This window comes from Coleofasciculus sp. A1-SPW-01, from assembly GCF_040217205.1.
In the GTDB taxonomy this organism is placed as follows: domain Bacteria; phylum Cyanobacteriota; class Cyanobacteriia; order Cyanobacteriales; family Coleofasciculaceae; genus Coleofasciculus; species Coleofasciculus chthonoplastes_A.
Genome location: NZ_JAVJNP010000042.1, coordinates 86,135 through 107,972, shown reverse-complemented (window position 1 = coordinate 107,972; position 21,838 = coordinate 86,135). Strand labels below are relative to the sequence as shown.

The window sequence follows — 21,838 nt, the reverse complement described above, 5'->3', positions numbered from 1 at the left end:
ATAAACCTTTAATCGTAGATTCCAGCTATTACCCCTAAATGATCGAAGTTTTTCCTTTCAAAACACCGTCCGCGATTCCAAATTTGCCTCAATATCCTGACGAGTCCGCCAAACCGATCGCAATTCCTTCCGTGCATACAAGGGTAACTGATCCCCAATATGCCTAGAACCCGGTTGTGTGGCATTGCCATAAACCGTGAGTACCCTTGCCTTAATCGGATCAGAAAACTCGATCGCGGCAATATAACTATCCCCAGCTACTGATTGCAACCCTGTCTCATCCATCGGGGCAAAATCAATCACCTGGAAACTGCCCAACTGCCCAGACGCGCCACTTCCCGGTAAATCCACATCCCCATACTTTAATCGCGCCCTCTCACCCCAAGGGACATCTAACCTCCCATACCCTGCTTTAACCCTAGCGGCAGCTTCTGCTAAAACCTCCACCGCCGCCACCGGATCTGCCAAACTATCAGGGGTAGTCAGAGGCGATTGAGGGTTCCAACCTCTAGCAAACTGATTCGTATTCGGCATTAATTGTACCCAAGTGGCAAACAAAACCGTTCCTCGACTGTCTGCATTTGCCTGTCGATCCCAGTTGGCTAACACATTCGCGGCTTCATTGGCTAACTCATCCCCTGACTGTCGTGTTGCAGCAATTAAGTCATCGAGTATCCGATCTGCCAATTCTAGACGCGAGGAGAATTTTCGGGCAATCATCTCCTCAAAACTAATTGAATTCTCCCCCATCAACATTTTTGCCGATCGCTGGGCGCGGAAGTTCATCGATTGGGGTGCCATGTAGGGCGGATAATCATCAGGATTAATCGCTTGGGGGAATGTGGTTGTCCAAGGTGGATCATTGGCATTTTGTAACCAACCCGTTTCTGGGTCAAGGATGCGGGGTAAATCTGGATAGGGATGATACCTTGTCCATAAGGTTTCAGAGGTATCGCCAGGAACCACACCTTGCCAATACTGCCAATCTCCCTGAGAACGTACTGGCACTTGACCATTAAAGATATGCAAAATATGCCCATCTCGGTCAGCATACAGGATAGTAAACATGGGCAGTTGCAAACGGGCAACGGCTGTCTCAAAGTCTTGGCGATTACGCGATCGCATCATATCCCACAACTGTGCCATTAATTGGGGTTGGTCTAACCCCACCACCCGCAACGCGATCGCATTCCCCTCCTGTGAACTAACGACAGAACCATGAATTGACCGCCGAATCACAAATTCCTGTTCCTCTAGTGTCCCATTGTCCTGCTTTACTTTTAGGGTTTTGGTTTCGGTTTCAAAAGGGCGAACTTGCCCATCAAACTCATATCCCCCATCCGCCAAAGTAAGTTCATAAGCCGTCCAACCCCGATGGGTGTTTACTGTCGCTGTCCAACCCAACTGATCATTAAACGCGATGGATAACATCGGCATTCCCACCAACGCCGCCCCATACGCATCAATCCCTGGGGCGGTTAACTGGGCTTCGTACCACAGGTAAAAATCAGACCAGGGTAAATGCGGATTCGCCAGTAGCATCGCATTCCCACTCGCCGAATGAGACGGTGCGATCGCCCATCCATTAGAACCCGCTTTGGAATCCCCCGATTTCAACGATTCCAAACGCTGGGGATTCACCACAAAATTAAAATGAGTTACCCGCTGTAAATGTGCCAACACATCCACCCCATCCACGGGCAACACCACCTTGACCTTATCGTCAATTTGGTCATCATGTTCGGACGCATAACGATTAATCCCCGCCGCAAAGCTATCCAGATAACGCCGCATCGTCAGATCTTGCGCTTCGTACCATTCCTGCGCCCTGGCGGGAATACCCATGGTGCGGACATACTTATCGGAATCCAAATAATCTTGCCCCCAATACTCGGCTGCCTTACCCCGTGCCTGTCCATATAACCTGAGAATAAGATTGCCATGACTCGCCGCTTGCGCCCAACCAAACGCCTGGAATAGATTCTCTGTATTATTACCGTAAATATGCGGTACGCCCCACCTATCCCAAAGAATCTCTGTTTGATTGTCTCCAGTAACTGGACGGTAAATTCCCCAGGCTACAGTAAAAATCACCGTCAGCAATACTACGATCAAAACTGAAAATCTTTTGTTCAATCGGGACATTCTCAATTAAAATAAACGTCGATATTTTTGTACGACTATAAATTATAGACTTTATTTATTTAATTAACCACAATGAATTGCAAAATATTCCTTGAGGCTGAGTTCCTTCTTTGAGATACCATTTTAGGGGCAATGCGTTAAACTAGACATTAGGTTAAGAATGGTAACCTAAACATCTCTAAAAAGAATAGAACATTAATGTCTACTGCTTTAATTACTGGAGCGTCGGCAGGACTGGGGGCTACATTTGCTCAGGAACTCGCTAAACGGCAAACCGATTTAGTGATTGTGGCTCGTTCCCAAGACAAACTACAGCAACTTGCCCAAGATTTACAAGCCACATACGGGATTCAAGTTGAGGTTATTCCCCAAGATCTTACCGCACCTGATGCCGTCCCACACGTCTTTGAAATAGTCAATCAGAAAAATATTTCCATTGATTTACTGATTAATAATGCTGGGTTTGGCGACTACGGTGCCTTTAGTCAAACGTCTCGGCGTAAACAGCTAGAGATGATTCAGCTTAATATCCTGGCGTTGGTAGACTTGACTCATCACTTTCTCCCGCAGATGCAACAGCGAGGTTCTGGAAGTATTATTAACCTCTGCTCAATTGCTGGGTTTCAACCGCTTCCTTATCTATCCATCTATTCAGCAACTAAAGCCTTTGTTCTTAGTTTCAGTGAGGCGCTTTGGGCAGAAAATCAGCACACGGGTGTTAAAATTCTGGCAGCTTGTCCTGGACCAACGGAAACCAACTTTTTCACCACGGCTAATTTTGCCGAATATGCTCCTGAGAGTTTAAAACAGCAACAAACCGATTCCCCGGAGGTAGTGGTGCAGGAAATTCTCCAGGCTCTAGATGCTGATGATTGTACGGTAGTAACAGGGCGGTGGCAGAATAATTTTATCGCTAATCTGCCCCGATTATTGCCCAGAAAAACCCTGGTACAGCTTGTCGAGCAGCAATTTCGTCCTCAAAAATAAAGAAACAGAGAACAGGGAACGTGGGAAGCAATGTTCCAGACGTTGCATTCTACGTCTGGGAGCTGGGGAAGTAGAGATACTTTCAAATGCCACGTTCGATCAGGGAATGCCTCGGTTCATGACCTATACATAAGTTTTATTGAGGTAAACGATTAAAATTGCTAATTTTATAGCAGTAGACACATCGATTAGGACTTTCGGCACCATTGTTCCAGACGTTGCATGCAACGTCTCTACATGACAAAGGTGCAACCAGGTTTAGGCTGCACCCTTTCAGTTGTCTGTATAAATCGAGGGGTCTAAAAACGTTTAGATTAATCGAGGTAATCAAGGAATTATGACCAATTCGTCACTCCTCTGCTGCTATAGGAGCAGAGGAGGCTTAATAGTTCGCCACTGGCGTAATTTCGTCTCCTAACAAGGGTCCGTACAGATTGGAAGCACCCGTTTCGTGACTATTCCAGTTTCCTTGAATAAAGTAGATTCCATCATGGCTGGAAGCCGCGATTTTTCCCGTGTGACCCTTTAAAGAGCCTTTGGTGATTTGCACGAGTTCATGTTGCTTGTAAACCATTATGATCCCTCTGTTTCACGTTTGTTCAAAAATTAGCTTTTCTTACTTATACAGTATCTTGACAATTTTTTTACACCATCAGCAACGATCTTTAGATAGATTTTAGAAAGCCTTCAGATTTACAATGCCTTACAATAACACAGAACTCTGGAAACCGTTGGTATTGCTGGGGTATAAGCGATGGGCATCCAACAGAACAAGCCAGAGATCCGTAAAACATCATGCCCATCCTGTCAAGATAGAACTATTACGTCTTTTTTCTAAGAGCAGATCCTCGCCCGGTGATGGATTTAAAGTAGAAGTATCGTCTCCTAAATTTCTCCTCATGTAAAAAGGACGCTAAAAAATGATGGTTAAATCTTACCGCAGACTGATCCTGTCCTTTATCATCATGGTTGGTCTGGTATTCGTGACCTCCTTTCAGTCCGTTGCTCAGGCTAGGGATGATGTCGTCGATGTCTATTTCTTCCACAGCAAAACCTGCCCCCATTGCCTTGAGCAAAAGCCGTTAATGGCTTATATCGATCAACACAATAAAAATGTTGAGGTTACGTCCCTTGAGGTTAACGACAATCCCAAGGAATGGCAGGAATTCCAAAAAGCCCGGGGAATCTCGTCCGGCGCGGTTCCCAGGACTGTGGTTGAGGACAAAATGTTCATTGGCTATAGTGAAGCAGAAGGACCTTTGGAATACATTCCAGTTCATCAAGGGTATATCGGCTACAAAAACCAAATTATTGCAGCGATAGAAACAGCCGTCGGATCTCCAATCAATTTACCCAAAACTGATCAAACGACTCAGCAACAAACCAGCCCCCCGTGGCAGGTCTTTTTAATCCCGTTCTGGTATCTCTGTAGTTATCCGTTTTTGAAAGACCAGCTTGAGAAACGACAAGGTAAACGCTATTGGATTGGCGGGTTGCTGGCAACAACGATCATCAGTCTATTTGTATTTCTTGCTCTCACCCCTGATGCTGTAATTAAAACCTTTGCCCAAGGGCTTCCCTTCCCCCTATTTGTCTCTACCATTGCCCTTGCCGATGGCTTTAACCCCTGTGCGTTCACCGTTTTAGTCATTCTGCTGTCGTTACTCACCTATACCCGCAGTCGCAAGGATATGACCTTGGTGGGGACAACCTTTATTATCACATCAGCGGTGATGTATTTTATCTTTATCATGCTGATGGTCTTGGCGGGTTCAGTCTTCCTAGAAAACTATGGCGTTCGATTTATGCAAATTCTGGGAATTCTGATTACCGGGGCAGGTTTGATCAATATCAAGGATTATTTTTGGTTCAAAAAATCTATCTCCCTATCCCTCTCAGAAAAACAACAGTCAACGATCAATAAACGAGCGGGAAAGATCGTCAGAAATCTGAGAAATGCTAAAGGCGATCGCAAGATGTTTCTGGCTGCATTAGCGGGGACGGTTCTATTAGCTGTCTTTGTCAATATTGTCGAACTTGGTTGTACAGCGATTCTGCCTGCTGTTTACATGACGGCGCTGTTACAGTACTGCTCAGATACAATTGGCTTGTGTCATATCTCGTGGACAGCGTTGTATGCCGGAATTTACGTTATTCCGCTGTTGGCTATTTTAGGCAACTTTATCTATTCGTTTAAGTCCACTCGACTCACTGAAAACCAAGGGAGAGTACTGAAACTGGTTGGCGGACTCTTTATGCTATTCTTTGGTCTGGCGATGATCTTTAAACCCCAGTTACTAACCCTGGGCTAATCACACTGATTTCTCTGATTTTCAGTAATGGTAGGGGTGGGGAGTTGACAGGTTAAGCTGTTCGGCATTTAAACCTTAATGTCAATACTCTTGAAATCCTTGTAGGGCAGCATCTTGCTTGCTACTAATGCCCAATTTAAATGCACAACAGCTTAAAGGGGGAATTTTTTCTTCTCCCCCTGTTTTCGCATTGTATGAGTGAATTCAATTTAATAGGATAAAGGTGAAATTTCATCGCCCAGCAGGGGACCGTATAGGTTGGACATATCGTTTGTTTGATGCGTCAAGTCTCTGGCAATAAAATAGCTACCTTCATGGCTACAAGAGGCAATTTTTCCTGTATGACCTTTGAGAGAGCCTTTGATGATTTTTACGCGATCGTTTTGTTGATAGACCATGGTGCAACTCCTAGTTGGACGTTTTTCAATAAACTATTTCATTATATGAATGTTATTTTTTCAATTCTATGAAGCTGAACAGGCTTTTCAATAAAGTTTTGGCAAAATTTATTTTACAAAACTTTACAGTATATCTCCGAAAGATCCCCGACTTCTCTAAGAAGCTTCCCCTGCTCCCTCTGCTCCCTCTGCTTCCCCTGCTCCCTCTGCTTCCCATAGCTATCTCCCCAAAGCTGGGATAGGTGTTGACGCACCTCAAAAAAGTCATTCCAGGGTAAGTAAGGCTTTTGACGTTCATCGAGATATTGGCTGAGGCGATCGCGGGCGAAGACGACAGAGGCGTGCAATGCCATATTAAAATCCGTCACCGAATCCCCGATCGCAATCTGTTCGTCTGCTGGGTGTTGTGCCATCACTTGAACTTTGGCAACTAATTCGCTATCCCCCTCAAACTCGGACAAGGGCTGGAGATAGTCACCACTGGTATCCAGATCTACAGCATAAACCGCCGCCACTCGTTCTAGCAGCGACGTTCCTCCCCGCTTTTGGCGACCCAACACCGTCTCCACCATACCGCGCAATCCCCCGGAAACCACCACAAACGGTACGCCGCGATCGTCCAGAAAATCGAGTAATTCCACTAAACCGGGGCGAATCGGTTTAGATTGGGTATAGGTGAGGATATCTGGATATCGAGAGGACGGAATTGATTCTAGGACGCGGCGCACACCTTCCCGTAGGGTTAGCCGTTTAGCGTAAAGTTCGGGCATCACTTGGGCAGATACCTCAGGCGCAAAATCCTTTAACATCCCGGCAAAGGTTTCTACTGCCGTAATCGTACCGTCGAAGTCACAAAAGACAACTCGCTGCATTCGAGATCAGAGGTTAGGTTTAACATTGATAAAGATGGTATAGTCTTAGCCATCCCATTTGCTTTATTATGCCGCCTTAAATCTCTCTCAGCAAAGAATAGATCAGATAGTTTTTAATTTTTAGATGAATCGATAAAAATCATCCGGCTACAACCTATAAAGTTCTGAACGATGGAATAGATCGAAGTTAAACACAAGCCCTCAGAAGTCGATGTTCCTCGTTTGTGATAGTCCTCAACCTCGTATCCAGGTCAAGTTAGAGTATTTTCGATGGCATTATTATTCTCTAATTGATTTATATCTTGGAGTTATTAAACTTAGCGATAACTTAATAGATTTATCTTCAGGTATAAGAAATCCAGAGCGTAGCTGGCTGGATGCGTCGTGAGGATGACAACAGCTCAATTATCCCATAAGTACAATAACTCATTGACAGAAATCTTCGTTTTTCCTGCAACAGGTGAAATCTATCAAATGATGATGTTTTATCCATAAGATAAATTGAATCAAATCATTGATATGACCAATAGTTATTAGGTTATGATTGAGTCAGGATATAGCGGTTCGCGATTCGATGAGGTACACTCCGCTCACAGGAAAAGCATGAGAGATAAGGGATGGGGGATAAATTGGTGTATTTCATCGTAACGAGTAAGAACCGCGATCAGTATAGAAATCTAGTCCAAAGCGATTAGCGCATCAGGGGGTATGTACCAAGTACAATTGTGAACATAAGCCAAAGGAATGACTCTAAACTATCCCATCATTGAAACCCAACTCAGACTCATTAGAGCTTTACAGCGCGGATACGCTGAAGCCTTAGAAGCTGGAGATTGGCAAGCGGCGGAGTATCGTTGCGCCCATTTACATCGGTTGTGTGAAGGGCTACATCATCTGAGTTATTTGCTGGATCGAGGCAATGCTTTATCCACAGTGACACCCCAAAATCAAAATAATTGGGTGGGGACTATCCGGGGTAACAATCCGATGCACGCTTTAAATCAGTCCTCGGAGACGAACGAAAAGCCCCTTTCATCACGCCCTCTACCCCCTGAACCACCACCGATTGATGAAGTGTGGAATCAGTAAATGCTTCTAACGTTTCACAGTTGATGAGGGAGAGAGGAGAGATGTAGAAGATGAGGAAGATAGAGGAGTTGACTTGATATTTAACCTTCAGCAAGGGCGGGTTTGGTTAAGGTAGGGGTTGTCTCCTGAACGGTAAGCTGTTCGGCATTTAAACCTTAATGTCAAGAATGGCGCAATCCTTGTAGTGCGTTTAGCGAAGCCATGCCGCAGGCTTTGCATCTTGCTCGCTACTAATACCCAATTTAAATGCATGACAGCTTATTGGTATAGCAATAGACACATCGATTAGGATGTTCGGCACCATTGGAGAGACGCGCCATGGCGCGTCTCTACTTCAATGATTTGCTATTGCTTTTCTGTTGTATTCGGTTTTCTACCAATCAGAAGCGCCAGTTCCAGCCATTTCCAATAACAATCGACATCAGTATAACCAATTTCTCGTAGCCATTTCAGTTGAGTTTCTACATCCAATAATTTATTCGAGGGATCATCTGGTTTGTCAGCAATCCCCATGCAAGCGCGGAAATGTTCATGGAGTGCTGGTGTGGGAGAGGCGACGTGTTCTAAGTTACAAAAAATACCACCGGGTTCTAGCACGTTAAAGAGTTCAGCATAAAGGGAATACTTGCGTTCATGAGTTAGGTGATGAATGGCAAAGCTAGAAACGATCGCGTCAAATGTACCTAACTCTGGCAAGGGATGATCTAAATCATGGGCGATAATTTTTACCGTCTCATCCCCAGCAAAGCGCTGTTTGGCAGCATCAAGCATCGTGGGCGAAAAATCGATCGCGATACTTTCGACATGGGGGCGATCAATTTTCAGAAGTGCCAACAGGCGTCCATCTCCAGTACCTAAATCGAGGATACGTTTAACGGTTTTGGGAACCTCTTCTAAGACAACAGCTTCACCTTCAGTGCGATGGGGGAGAGTATCCGATCGCTCTAAATAAGATAGCGCATGGTCAGCCGATGTCCAGAGATTTGTCATTTGTCATTTGTCTTATGTCATCTTTGTAGGTTGGGTTGAGGAACGAAACCCAACCAGCGCGGGTTAATGCACCCAATCCTAAAAGTCCCAGCACCGTGAGACTACTCAGTTCAGGAACAGAGGGCGTTACGATTGAGACGGAACGTGCTTTTTCGAGGGGCTATGGCAGAATTATATCACTTGTGCGGTCAATAAAACCTGCTGAGAGTCTACACAAATCTTATGATTGGGACACGACTACGGGGGCGCTATGAAATTATCCAACCTTTGGGGCGTGGGGGTTTTGGCGAAACCTACCTGGCACGCGATCGCGATTTACCTGGACATCCTTATTGTGTGGTTAAGCAACTGAAGCCGCAGGTGTCGAATTCCTCTGTGTTAGAGGCGTCTCGCCGCCTATTTGATACCGAGGCGCGGGTTTTGTATCAATTGGGCAATCATGACCAAATTCCTCAGCTTTTAGCCCATTTTGAAGATAATCAGCAATTTTATTTAGTTCAAGAACATATTGAAGGGGATGATTTACGTCACGAGTTAGCGGCTGGACGCCGATTGGATGAGATGCAGGCGATCCGGTTAGTCTGGGATATCTTAGAAATCTTAAACATTGTTCATCAACATCAGGTTATTCATCGGGATATTAAACCCTCTAATTTAATTCGACGGGCAGCGGATGGCAAGATTATTTTAATTGACTTTGGCACAGTTAAACGGGTAAGTACGGCGACAAGTTCCCCAACAGAGGTGACGATTGCTATTGGTACACCCGGTTATATGCCTCCCGAACAATGTGCGGGAAAACCGCGTTTTAGTAGCGATATTTATGCGGTGGGAATGTTGGGGATTCAAGCCTTAACTGGCGTATTACCGCATCACTTGCCCACCGATCCGAAAACCGGTGAAATACTGTGGCGAGATCAGGTGGCAGAAGCCTCACGTTTTCATGACATTTTAGCGAAAATGGTGTGTCAGGATATCCGCGATCGCTATGACAATGTGAGAGAAGTATTAGACGCGATCGCAGCTTTACCATCTAGTGCGACAATCCCCTTACCTAGCCAGACTTTACCTCGTCCCATGAGAACTGTAAACAGCTTACCGTCTCAGCTTCAGACTCAGCGCACCCTAGCCGCGATCGCGTTTACCGATGGTGTGGGTTTTAGTGCCAGAATGTCGGCGGATGAAGAACACACTCTGGACTTAATTCACCGGGATTTAGAGTTAATGCGGCAATTATGTCAGCAGTTTTCTGGACAGACGATTAAGTCTACTGGGGATGGCTTGTTGATGTATTTTCCCAGTGCGGTTCTGGCGGTGGATTGTGCGATTGAAATTCAGAAATCCCTGGCTCAAGCTGCCCAAAGGTTATCAGAGAATGATATCATTTTACATCGGATTGGTATTCACTTAGGTGATGTCTTTGTCAGTGAAGGCGATGTCATGGGTAATGGGGTGAATATTGCCGCCCGTTTAGAAGGGAAGGCACAACCGGGAGGAATTTGCATTTCTCAGATTGTTTATGATTTGGTCAAAAATCATTTACAGTTACCCACCACATTTTTAGGCGATCTGTCGTTAAAAAATATTACTGACCCCGTACCCAGTTATTTAATTCAACCTGTATCCTCAGAAAATAGAATCTATTCACCCCAAAGTTCTCCGTCTAAACCCCAACCGAAACAAACACGCCAGGATGTACAGTTTCGCCATATATTACTCAATAAAGTGAGAAACTATTGGATCAAAGGCGTATTAGAAACCTCGTTACATGGTCGCGTCTTAATTGAACTAGGCTTAGAAGAACGTCTCGATTTAGTCGAACGCCCTTGGGAATTGGTTTGGGAGGGTTCCGGGGAGTTCCAGCAAACCCTATTACCGGGAATTAAAGTCAGTGAGAAGTTTCTAGCGATGGGCGAGGGGCGATCGCTCTTAATTTTAGGGGAACCGGGAAGTGGTAAAACCACGACGCTTTTAGAATTAACTCGCGATCTATTGGATCAAGCAGACGTTGATAGTAATCATCCGATTCCTGTGGTCTTTAATTTATCCTCTTGGACGGGGGGTAAGCAAACCATTGCTGACTGGTTAGTTAACGAACTACATACCAAATATCAAGTATCGAAAGATATTGGTCAAACCTGGATTGATTCCGGAGAACTGTTACTTTTATTGGATGGGTTAGACGAAGTAAGTATTACATTAAGAGAGGCTTGTGTTACCGCCATCAATCAATTTACTAGCGAACATGGCACAACTGAACTCGTGGTTTGTAGTCGAATTCGTGATTATCAAGCCCTACAACAGCGTCTGAATTTACAAGCTGCGATTTGTCTGCAACCGCTTACCTTAGTCCAAATTGATCGCTATCTAAACAGTGCTGGGACGCAACTTACAGTAGTGCGCCAAGTGTTGCGATCAGATAGCACCTTACAAGACTTAGCCCAATCCCCGTTGATGTTAAGTATTATCACCCTGGCGTATCAGGGAATATCCCTGGATGAGTTACCGCAAAGGAGTGGTTTAGACGACTGGCGCAAGCATTTATTTGATCGGTACATTCAGCGGATGTTTAAGCGCAGGCGGGGTCAAGTCAAGTATAACCAAGAGCAGGTAATTAACTGGTTAATTTGGCTGGCAAAACGAATGTACCAAAACTCAGAAACCGTATTTTTAATTGAGCGATTACAGCCGAGTTGGTTAAACACTAAAGCGCAAAAATGGCTTTATTCTCTAGGAGTCGGTTTAATCGGTGGATTAATTATGGGGTTAGGTGGGGGGCTGAATGTCGAGCTTATGTTTTGGCGGGAAATTACTCTATTAGCAGGATTAATTATGGGACTCGGCGGCGGGTTGATGGCGGGGTTAATTGTCGCGTTAGTTATGAATCAGATTGAACCCGTGGAAACGTTGAAATGGTCATGGGTAAAAGCAAAACGAAATATAGTACCGGGGTTGCGAATTGGGTTAACCGTAGGATTAATATTTGGTTTCAGCAGTGGACTCATTTTCTGGCTGATTGCGCCGAGTCAGGAGGCGATAATTGAGGGGCTAACTTATGGATTGAGTGGTATAGGAACGGGATTAATTTTCGTCTTATTGCGTGGATTAACGGGGGGCGGAATTGAGACAAGTACAGTTCCCAACCAAGGGATATGGCAATCGGCACAAAATACCTTAATTTTTGCTTTAATTGGGGTAGTTGCTATGGTAGGTTTGGCGCAAATCGTGGGACTACCGATTTTATTTGGTGCTGTGATTGGATTGCTGTTTGGGTTGTTTTCACCTGCGGGGATTGCTTGCATTCAGCATTTTACGTTACGGTTAGTGCTTTATTTCAGTGGTTGTATTCCCTGGAATTATGCGCGATTTCTGGATTATGCGACGCAGCAGATTTTTTTACAGAAGGTGGGAGGAGGGTATATTTTTATTCACCGATTGTTGTTGGAACATTTTGCTCAGATAGAGCGAAAAATGTAATGGAAGGTAACAGCGAATTGAGTAATCAGACCTCACCCCCAACCCCTCTCCCATCAGCCATGTCCAGCCTTCTGAATTGTTAAGAAAGATGTGAGTAATGCATAGATTCAGAAGGGGTAGACCGGATCAATTTTCTCCCATCAGCGCTTATGCGGCGGTTGTCGTATAGGAATCTCAACCACAAACTCAGCCCCTTGTTCAGGGGTTGAATTACACCACAGCTTACCGCCATGTTTTTCAACAACAATTTGGTAACTAACCGCCAACCCTAACCCCGTCCCTAAGCCTACAGGTTTTGTAGTAAAAAAGGGGTCAAATAGCCGTTTTTTGGTCTGTGGACTCATCCCGATTCCATTATCTGCAATGCGGATACAAATATAAGGATTGTCCGGTTCAGAATTATCCATTTCTCCCCTGGAGTGTTCCTCGGTTAAACCATCCGTTATTGAGGGGTGTGCGGAGTCCGTTTGACTAAGACCTGTACGAATCGTAATCGTTGGTGAAAATAAGACAGTATTCTTGGAAAAGTCCGCCTCCGTTTGAGACGAATCGCAATTTTCCTTGTCCTCGATCGCGTCAATCGCATTCGTCAAAATATTCATGAAAACTTGATTTAACTGTCCGGGCCAACAATCGACTGGGGGTAATTTTTCATACTCTTTAATCACACAGATTCCTGCTGCTCCGGGTTTCTCCTTGAGTCGATATTGCAAAATCATCAAAGCACTTTCAATACCCGAATGAATGTCTATTGTCTTGCGCCCTGACTCATCTAAACGAGAAAATGTCCGCAACGATTGCACAATTTCCCGAATCCGTTCAGCGCCAACTTTCATCGAATATTGAAGTTTGGCAAAGTCGGTTAAAATAAAGTCCAAATCGATGCTATCCATCCGCTCTTTAATAACGGCTGTAGGATTAGGATAAGCGGTGCGGTAAAGTTGCACCAGCGCTATGAGGTCTTGGTAATATTCTTGGGCATAAATGAGATTGCCATAAATAAAATTGACCGGATTATTGATTTCGTGAGCAATACCTGCCACAAGCTGACCCAAACTGGACATTTTTTCGCTTTGGATCAACTGGGATTGGGTGCGCTGCAAGTCGTGGAGTGTTTTTGATAATTGGGCGGCTTGTTTGCGGGCGTGTTCTGTGGCTCGACAGCTAGCGGCGTAAAGTTCAGCTTGTTGGAGCGCCATGAGCAGTTGACTAATCACCGCTTGCAGGAGTTCAACTTCGCTATCTGTCCAAGGGCGAGTCTGCTGAGTGTGGCTGCAACTGATAATCCCGGTGATTCCGGACGGGGTTTCTAGGGGGATAAGCAAGAGAGACTGATAGTCGAGCGATCGCATAAATTCCTGCAATAATGGATCGCTCACCGTTTCAACGGTATCAATCCGCACAATGTCCAGATGTAATATCTGCTGCGTGAGAACGGTATTGGTATCCGCCCAATAGCAATCTGTCAAATCGGGAAGCTGAGACTCTCGATCTTCTGTGACAACTTTCCAATAAGCTGGCGTTTGCTCAGTATGATATCGGATAAACTGACAGCGATCGATTCGCAATAGCTGGCGGATTTCCAGTACCGTTGTTTCCAGAATCGTATCTACGTCTAAACTATTGCGGATTTGCGTCGAGAGGCGATTGAGCAAGGCTTCGCGGCGAGATTTTTCGCGCCAGGGTTCTTCTGGCTGCAATGCCGATTCAGCCGTTTGACGAGCGCTCACATCTTGAACGACGAGCAAAAAGTATTTCGGATCTCCTTGAGGCGTTCGCACTAAGGATAGGGTAATTTGCACCCAGACAATGCTGCCATCTTGGTGTCGGTATCGTTTTTGTTGGCAGTGACAGTCGAGAGTCCCCGCTAAGAGTAACTCCATTATCGCGCGATCGCTTGCCCAGTCATCAGGGTGGGTTAGGTCTTGCCAGGTGCGGGTGAGAACTTGTTCACGGGTATAACCAACGATTTGACAAAATTTAGGGTTGACCTGGATGACTTTGCCATCCGTCGATACGTGTTTGATGCCAACTGTCGCTTGCTCAAAGCTAGCGCGGAAGCGGTCTTCACGTTCATTTAGCTGTGCCTCAACAGGTTTGGATGGAGTGTCCACAACAGAGGTTCTAGCTGGATTGGGTCGGGTGGGATTGGAATGAAACAAGGGTTTTGAGTTAACGCTAAACTCAGTTAAGGTGCCGTCAGGTTTTTGAATGCCCATGATAACATTCAGGAGATGGAAACGTTTTCGATTGACCCTGTACAGGTGCAGGGAAGCAGGCGAGCAGAGGGGCAGGGGAGAGGATGTTAACGCTTGTACTCTAATAAAACTTTCTTTGTATTTGTTTAGATTATTTAGTCCAGTAATCGCCCTCCATAATATCCGGTACGATATTACACTTTTTCATAGTCGCCATTCACCAAGCTCCTATTTTTCCAGATAAACATCAACCCATGATCCAAACTCCTATCAACTGGTCTAACCTGCTGCAACAGATTCTCGACGGACAATCATTATCCCGTGACCAAGCCGCACAACTGATGCAGGGATGGCTCAACGAGGACATTCCGCCAGTGTTATCGGGGGCGATTCTGGCTGCGATTCAGGCAAAAGGCGTCTCTCCATCGGAATTGGCAGGAATGGCTCAAGTCTTGCAGGAGCAATCCTTACAGCAGGACACCATTGATCATCAAACACCAGTTATTGATACCTGTGGCACAGGCGGCGATGGTGCATCCACCTTTAATATATCGACGGCTGTAGCATTTGTCGCGGCGGCGGCGGGTGTGCGGGTTGCCAAACATGGGAATCGTTCCGCCTCCTCGAAAGTGGGTTCTGCCGATGTTTTGGAGGCTTTGGGCGTCAATTTATCTGCCCCACCAGAAAAAGTCCAGTCCGCATTGGACGAGGTGGGCGTGACGTTTCTCTTTGCCCGGGGATGGCATCCCGCCATGAAAGCGGTAGCCCCATTGCGACAAACTTTGAAGGTGCGGACAGTATTTAATCTGTTAGGACCGCTAGTCAATCCATTGCGCCCCACAGGTCAAGTGATTGGTGTATTTGACGCTAACGTGGTGTCAACAGTTGCCCATGCGTTAAAACAAATGGGAATTCAGCAAGGAATTGTCCTCCATGGACGAGAAAACCTGGATGAAGCGGGATTAGCTGACGAAACCGACTTGGCACTTTTATCCGATGGTGGGGTGCGACTGTCTACGCTGAATCCGCAACAGTTTGGCTTAACGTCAGCACCCACAGGGGCATTGCGTGGCGGCGATGTGGCGGACAATGTGGACATTTTAACGAATGTTTTACAGGGGAAAGGAACCGCTGCCCAGCAGGATGTGGTGGCGTTAAATACTTCCTTAGCCTTGCAAGTGGCTGGGGTTGTGGCGTTGGAGGATCACCAAGCTGGAATTGAACGGGCAAAGGATATTCTCAAAAGTGGGGCGGCTTGGTCGAAATTGGAACAACTTATTCAATTCTTGCAGAATTAGGGTAAGTGGTTAACGCATTTCCTTGCCCTTGCCATAATGGGTAAATTGCACAGTTGATCAAGCTATTTGCTGGTGCGGTTATTCTTCTGTAGGGGCAACCCGCTTGCATTAATTAACAATGGTGTCCACTCAATTTGTTTGGGTCGCCCTTTACTCAAATTGTTACCGTGAATAGGCTTGCATCCCTGACTACGAACGATGGAGCGATCGCGATGAGCCATATCACGTTCAAGATTGTTAATTATAAAGAATATTCAGCCGCTATTCAAGGAGTGAGACGCTCGGTTTTTCATATTGAACAAGGTGTTGATCCAAGTTTGGATTTGGATGGCAAAGATGAAACCGCCGATCATATTCTGGCGTATGTCGAGAATCAGGCTGTGGGAACCGTCAGGGTGAGATATTTGGATCATCAAACGGCTAAAATTGAACGCCTCGCTGTTTTAGCGGATTTCCGAGGACGAGGAATCGGTAAGCTATTGATGGAAAAATCTCTAGAAATTGCTGCCAAAAAGCAAATCAATACAGTGCTTATTCATGCTCAATATTATGTGAAATCTCTTTATCTAAAACTTGGCTTTCTACCAGAGGGAGATAGATTTGAAGAAGCGGGTATTTCTCATGTGAAGATGATCAAATCAATCATTTCTTAGTACAGCGTACATAAACTATGTCCTGGTACTTATTGGAAAAACGTGATCCTCGAAAGTAGACAATAAACAATCAACCATGAACAACCGATTACAGTGGTGGAAAACGGGGAACCGCAAATATCTGGGAATTCTCGGACTAATTTGGCTAGCCAGCGCGTTGTGCGATCGCCTGTGGTTTGTGCTTGACAATTCTGTCCCGGCTTGGGATCAAGCGGATTATTTAACGGGTGCGTTAAATTATTGGCAAGCCTTGCAGCATCCGGAGTGGTTCTCTGGGGAATGGTGGACGAATTTATGGCAACTTTCGTCTAAAATACCGCCGTTTACGTATATCGCTACAGCTATTATTCAACATGTTTTTGGTCGGGGAACGGATCAAGCCACACTGGTTCTATTACTCTTTCATGCTATTCTTATCGGTTCAGTTTATGGTTTAGGTGTCCAACTTTTCAACCGTCGGGTTGGATTATGGGCGGCTGGATTAACGGTGCTTTTACCGGGACTCTATCGCTATCGTTTAGAATTCCTGCTGGATTATCCCCTGACGGCTGTTGTTACATTCAGTTTCTTCTGTCTCACAGTTTGGCGAAATCAAGGTTTAATATCATCAGTTAAATTTGATGGAGACAAGGGAAAAGGAAATGATGACTGTTTAGGCGGACATGATAATGTTCACAATAACGATGGCGTTGGGTTTCGTATCTCAACCCAACCTACAAAATTGATCGGCAGCCGATCGCTTCAATCTCTACTCTGGGCAATAATCTTTGGCTTATCCCTGGGATTAGCGCTCATGGTTAAGCAAACGGCGCTATTCTTTCTATTTATCCCGATTGTCTGGGTGATTGTGGGGACTATTCGACGGCGATATTGGGGACGCTTGGTTCAATTAATCGCGGGATTGTTGGTGTCTGTGTTGGTATTTTATCCCTGGTATCGCACCAACTGGCTACTCATTTTAACCTCTGGGAAACGAGCCACGTTAGATTCCGCGATCGCAGAGGGTGATCCGGCGCTGAACACTTTGGAGGCTTGGCTTTATTATGGGAAGATTTTACCTTTTTTGGTGTCGTGGGTTCTGTTGCTTGTGCCGATTGTGGGTTTGATTCTTTATTGGCGCAAAAAAGAGAGAGTTTGGGGTAGGGAAAGGGAGGATGTTTTTTCAACGCAGAGGGGCGCAGAGGTTAACGCAGAGGGGCGCAGAGGGTTTCAGAAAGGATATGGGTTGGGTGCGTTACGGTGGGATTTTTCTTGCGGTTGGCTGGCTGTGTTTTTGGTCGGGGGGTATTTACTATGTTCTCTGAATGTGAATAAGGATGCTCGGTATATTTTGCCATTGTTGTCTGTATTTTCGTTAGTTTTAGCATCGGGTTTGGTTCTATGGCAAGGGGGTTGGGGTAAGTCTGTTCGCTGGGGTACGGTGGGGTTAGCGTCTGTGTTAATGGTGCTGAATTTGTTTCCTTTGGGCGGTGGTTTTTTAACTCAAGTTCTTGCGCCGCGTGTTCAACATTTTCCTTATTTTGGACAACCTATTCCCCTGGATCAAGTGATTGATGAAATTATCCAAACTTCTCCGAATTTACAGACAACGTTAGGCGTATTACCATCAACCCCTGAAATTAATCAACACAACTTAAATTATTATGGGGCGTTGCGAGATTTTCAGGTGTATGGGCGTCAGGTGGGAGTACGAGAAAAGCAAGTTGAACAGGATGCGCGATCGCTCTCTTGGTTTGTGACGAAAACAGGGGAGCAAGGTTCTGTTCCTGAGGCGCAAGCGGCTATAGTTGAGAAGGTTGAAAAAGGGGGCGAGTTCCAACTCCAGAAAACTTGGGATTTACCTGATGGAAGTCTGCTCAAGCTCTATCATCGACATCAGCCATTTTTCCAGGTAGAAAAAGTTAACAGAAAACAGTCAATTATCGGGACAGAGTTAGACCCAATTGTAGGGGCGGGTTTAGGAACTAACTTCAGATACCCACCAATAAATGTTCAACAAAACCCGCCCTCTTCACCAATGAATGAACAACAAAACCCGCCCTTATTCAACAACCTGCCCTTAAGCGTAGTCGAAGGATTAAATAAAATTCAATTAAATCGGGTGATTGTCCCAGAGACAGCCCCCCCTGGTTTCCCTACACCTGTTACCTATGAATGGACAGGGGATTGGCAACCGTTACAATCGGGAATTGTTTTATTAACCTGGCATTCGCTGGAAGCAGGATATCAATATCAATGGCTACATGATCATGGTATTGCCATGGGAAACTTGTTTCCGAAGTCCACAAACAACCGTCAACTATCAACCATCACCAATCCATCACCCAAATACCAGGTTATTGAACAGATGGCGATGTTACCTCCGGCAGATATTCCAGCGGGAGCGTATATATTAAAAGCCACCTATTTGAATCGAGAGACGGGGGAAACCTATCCGATATCAGTACCAGCCGTTCAAATAAAAATTGACCCAAAAGCGTCTACAACACCTGCACCGGAATTAGACCTAATTACCCAATTTCGGACATTAGCAGCGACTTTACCAAATGGTTCTGATTCCCTGGAAGCTATCTTTGAACAAACGGGTCGAATTAATCAGTATGATCCAATTCAGGATTACCTCGTGCAGGCAGACTTGGCGTTAACTCATCGGTTAAAGTTGGAACCGCAACGGTTAGATTTGGCGTATGCTCTAGCTTTATCTAGAGTTTTACAAGTAGATTCCCAGGGTGCGATCGCAGCGTTAAAACGGGTTGTCCAGCTTGATCCCCAAAATCCTTATGCTCATGCTTATCTTGCCTTCGTTTATTTATATGAATGGCGAGGTAGAGATGCTCAAAATGCCCTTAAACCTGCCCTAACTCTCAACCCGAATCTATCTGAACTCCAAGCCCTTTCTGGTGTTGCTGCCCTGATGCAAGGAAATTTAGTCAAAACTTGGTATTTTATTGAGAAATTGAGAAATTAGTCATGAGTCATTAATTGAGAGTTTTGACCTCAATTGAAAATGTTACCTGGAATGGGTTGATCTTCAACTTGGGGAGAAGCAGTTGTGGAGGATGAAGGAGTCGTTTGTAATCTTAGTATATACGTTGTTCCTTGAGGAATTTCTACCACTCGTGCTTTCTCTGTAGAAAATGCTCCCGCTAAATGAGCAACTCCATCGGCAATAGCAGCATATTTGTAGACTTCATTAAGATTGCCATCACTCAGAGGTGCTACGACTCCATGGGCGATACGAGCGAACGTAGATCCCCATACTTGAGCTTTGTCAGTTCCGCTTCTCACAGTGACTGTTTTCCCTTCCAAGAAATTGCTATTTGCTTGAATTGGAATAAGTTGACCGTTCACAACCAGAGATCGAGCGACAATAAATGCACCACTTTCGTGGGGAACCAGATAAGCTTCAACTGGAGAATTAGCAGGAACTATTACATTCCCAGCACTATTCTGAAGGGGTTGAGCTAGATATAGAGTGATAGATACTGTTTGATTTTGACCTATATCAAAAACAACGGGTTCGGGAAAGCTGACAACAATTGCCATTGCTGGCTGGGGTTGTGTCATGCCCTGATTCCTCACCTGTGGATGACTGGGAACAGAATACTGAGCTAATGCAGGTAGAGTTGTAGAAACAACAACAGAAAAACTTAGCCCAAGACCTAACAAATTAGATTTTTTCACGATTTTTCACCCATTGAAAAGCTTGACAATTAATCTTTTAGAGTTGGAGTTGATCTGGGTTAGAGATGCTAGCGAATAAGTTCTCTAACCCAGAGGTTAAACCTTACAAGTCCATTGAAAAATGCAGGAATTGCAAAATTACTGACCTGGCTGAATCATGTAAGGGTTATAGGGAAGAGTACCAGGGTCAGGATAAGCTTGGGAATTGCTAGTCCCAAATATTACGTTTAAGAGATTCATCTTTGCAGAATTATCAATGGCATGGCGCTGAGTTTCTGATTGGATGCGAGTAACATCTACAAGAGCAGCTCCCTCAATAAAAGCTTGGCAATTCGTGCCAACTAATTCATTAGTCACTCTTGTTTTGTCATAAGAGATGAGAGAACTATTATCTACAGTAGATTTATGAGTCTTACTGGAGGCATCAACGACTTGGTTATTTGTATTGCTGATGCTTGCTCCTCCTCCTCCAATACGGAATGAACCAAAGCTAAGGCTACCTTGACCACCCTTTTGAGTTTGACGACTATTCGCTTGGTTGGAGGACTGGTTGCTAGAATGACTTGAAGACTCTATATTGTTCTGAGTTTTCTCTTCAATATTAGCTTCAATCTTTTGACCAACAACATCATCGCAAAGGGCGCGGGGGTCTTTGGTGATAGCACTGTGGTTAATCCAAGAATCGGTTGGATTGGCATAGGCAGGAAGAACAGAATTGACGATGACAGTTGCTGCCATAACTCCACTAAATAGTTGGAATCGCATGGTGATACTCCTTAAATGGTAATAACTACAACAGTTGACTTTCTGCTATTTATGCAGTAGTTTACAGATGTCAGGAGAAGTTTTTAGCTTCGCTTCTGTGACTTTTGTAGGTGTGACTGAAGTTGACTTATGCAGTTTTGATTTCAGGTCACTTAATTTCTCTTGAGTCTTTGAGTTGAAGGTTAACGTTATGTATTTTCCTTCTTAACCTTTAATAGGCGTAGTGCAATTGGACTGATACAGTAATATTGCATTCAAAAACAAACTCGCTATAGTCAGCAATAGTGTCCAGGTTTAAGGAGTTGAGCAAAATTTCAGCCGCTAACCACAGGACGGTTTTGGCTACTAGCTTTTTCCATTGCACATTCATTGGCTTTAACCTTCACGTTCATGGCAAGACAAGGGTTGTTCAAGTCTCAAGCGTTGTCATACAATCAAGAAAAAATTAGGTGATTGTAAAGAGCATTGCTTCTGATTTATCGTGTGGCATATCGCTCTTCTATGTTTTGATAGGGATGACTCGAAGTGACTGATGCAGTTGTAAATGTCGAGCTGTAAAGCCGTTAAACCGTAACGACGAACTTAGCCTAGGTCGAATGTCGCTGACTTAAGCTGGGTTCGTAGTAGGCACGAAGCGTGCCATAAGCGCTGAAGCGCTTACTACAAACTCTAAAGTCAGTAGCATTATCAGTGTTGCTACTGAATCAGTGTGATGGTGAGGTGAGGGGAGGCAAAAGGCAAGAGGTAAGAGCCAGAGCTGGTAGAGATTTTTCTCAACTGCATAAGTCCAAAACCCGGACTCTTACTTACCAATAGCAGGAAAAAAGCCGGGGAACATACTCAGCACTCCTGTCACTAAGCCAAAGGGGAACAGTGCATTATACCGCTCCCTGCCTTGATTGGATGTTTGATTCCATGTTATTACTCTCTTTATAAGAGTGGGAAGTTAAATTGTATTCTAGACAAGGTA

The 21,838-nt window shown here is 44.9% G+C and carries 15 protein-coding genes and 1 pseudogene; 7 read left to right on the top strand and 9 right to left on the bottom strand.

The window, feature by feature from the left end:
* Positions 1-57 precede the first annotated feature (57 nt).
* Positions 58-2,145 (bottom strand): acylase, encoded by a 2,088-nt coding sequence (locus RH949_RS07365; protein ID WP_446352397.1) that lies wholly within the window; start codon positions 2,143-2,145, stop codon positions 58-60.
* A gap of 198 nt (positions 2,146-2,343) precedes the next feature.
* Here RH949_RS07365 and RH949_RS07360 point away from each other — a divergent pair, with 198 nt between their 5' ends.
* Positions 2,344-3,132, top strand: a complete 789-nt coding sequence (locus RH949_RS07360) for an SDR family NAD(P)-dependent oxidoreductase (protein ID WP_446352396.1) — start codon at positions 2,344-2,346, stop codon at positions 3,130-3,132.
* A 382-nt stretch (positions 3,133-3,514) separates the two neighbouring features.
* Here the strand turns inward: RH949_RS07360 and RH949_RS07355 are convergent, their stop codons facing one another.
* Complete coding sequence (locus tag RH949_RS07355; protein ID WP_006098246.1) at positions 3,515-3,706, bottom strand: hypothetical protein; 192 nt, start codon at positions 3,704-3,706, stop codon at positions 3,515-3,517.
* A 409-nt stretch (positions 3,707-4,115) separates the two neighbouring features.
* Between RH949_RS07355 and RH949_RS07350 the strand changes: the two genes are divergently transcribed.
* Positions 4,116-5,444 (top strand): glutaredoxin family protein, encoded by a 1,329-nt coding sequence (locus tag RH949_RS07350; protein ID WP_446352395.1) that lies wholly within the window; start codon positions 4,116-4,118, stop codon positions 5,442-5,444.
* Positions 5,445-5,653: 209 nt separating this feature from the next.
* Here the strand turns inward: RH949_RS07350 and RH949_RS07345 are convergent, their stop codons facing one another.
* Positions 5,654-5,842 carry a hypothetical protein gene (locus RH949_RS07345; protein ID WP_006098250.1) on the bottom strand — a complete coding sequence of 63 codons (189 nt, stop codon included), beginning with the start codon at positions 5,840-5,842 and terminating at the stop codon, positions 5,654-5,656.
* Between the two features lie 227 nt (positions 5,843-6,069).
* A pseudogene (locus tag RH949_RS07340) lies at positions 6,070-6,714 on the bottom strand (HAD-IB family phosphatase); the annotation flags it as partial.
* A 744-nt stretch (positions 6,715-7,458) separates the two neighbouring features.
* On the opposite strand from RH949_RS07340, the gene RH949_RS07335 reads away from it, so the two are divergent.
* The gene (locus RH949_RS07335; RefSeq protein ID WP_006098037.1) at positions 7,459-7,803 is read left to right on the top strand and encodes a hypothetical protein; all 345 of its coding nucleotides are present in this window, start codon (positions 7,459-7,461) and stop codon (positions 7,801-7,803) included.
* Between the two features lie 345 nt (positions 7,804-8,148).
* Here the strand turns inward: RH949_RS07335 and RH949_RS07330 are convergent, their stop codons facing one another.
* A complete protein-coding gene (locus RH949_RS07330) occupies positions 8,149-8,793 on the bottom strand; it encodes a class I SAM-dependent methyltransferase (protein ID WP_446352394.1) in 645 nt (214 codons plus the stop codon).
* A 222-nt stretch (positions 8,794-9,015) separates the two neighbouring features.
* On the opposite strand from RH949_RS07330, the gene RH949_RS07325 reads away from it, so the two are divergent.
* Positions 9,016-12,270 (top strand): protein kinase domain-containing protein, encoded by a 3,255-nt coding sequence (locus RH949_RS07325; RefSeq protein ID WP_446352393.1) that lies wholly within the window; start codon positions 9,016-9,018, stop codon positions 12,268-12,270.
* Positions 12,271-12,410: 140 nt separating this feature from the next.
* Here RH949_RS07325 and RH949_RS07320 read toward each other — a convergent pair whose 3' ends face one another.
* Positions 12,411-14,489, bottom strand: a complete 2,079-nt coding sequence (locus RH949_RS07320) for a PAS domain S-box protein (protein ID WP_446352392.1) — start codon at positions 14,487-14,489, stop codon at positions 12,411-12,413.
* Between the two features lie 233 nt (positions 14,490-14,722).
* On the opposite strand from RH949_RS07320, the gene trpD reads away from it, so the two are divergent.
* The 3 genes from trpD (at position 14,723) to RH949_RS07305 (ending at position 19,387) form a co-directional block, all read left to right on the top strand.
* Positions 14,723-15,766: an anthranilate phosphoribosyltransferase gene (gene trpD, locus RH949_RS07315; RefSeq protein ID WP_446352391.1), complete on the top strand. Its 1,044-nt coding sequence runs from the start codon at positions 14,723-14,725 to the stop codon at positions 15,764-15,766.
* Between the two features lie 212 nt (positions 15,767-15,978).
* Positions 15,979-16,419, top strand: a complete 441-nt coding sequence (locus RH949_RS07310) for a GNAT family N-acetyltransferase (RefSeq protein ID WP_446352425.1) — start codon at positions 15,979-15,981, stop codon at positions 16,417-16,419.
* Between the two features lie 76 nt (positions 16,420-16,495).
* On the top strand, positions 16,496-19,387 hold the full coding sequence (locus RH949_RS07305; RefSeq protein ID WP_446352390.1) for a phospholipid carrier-dependent glycosyltransferase: 2,892 nt from the start codon (positions 16,496-16,498) through the stop codon (positions 19,385-19,387).
* A 29-nt stretch (positions 19,388-19,416) separates the two neighbouring features.
* Here RH949_RS07305 and RH949_RS07300 read toward each other — a convergent pair whose 3' ends face one another.
* From RH949_RS07300 to RH949_RS07290, 3 genes are all read right to left on the bottom strand, one after another.
* Complete coding sequence (locus tag RH949_RS07300; protein WP_446352389.1) at positions 19,417-19,986, bottom strand: hypothetical protein; 570 nt, start codon at positions 19,984-19,986, stop codon at positions 19,417-19,419.
* Between the two features lie 255 nt (positions 19,987-20,241).
* On the bottom strand, positions 20,242-20,841 hold the full coding sequence (locus RH949_RS07295; RefSeq protein ID WP_446352388.1) for a hypothetical protein: 600 nt from the start codon (positions 20,839-20,841) through the stop codon (positions 20,242-20,244).
* A gap of 238 nt (positions 20,842-21,079) precedes the next feature.
* Positions 21,080-21,238 carry a hypothetical protein gene (locus RH949_RS07290; protein WP_446352387.1) on the bottom strand — a complete coding sequence of 53 codons (159 nt, stop codon included), beginning with the start codon at positions 21,236-21,238 and terminating at the stop codon, positions 21,080-21,082.
* Positions 21,239-21,838: the final 600 nt, after the last annotated feature.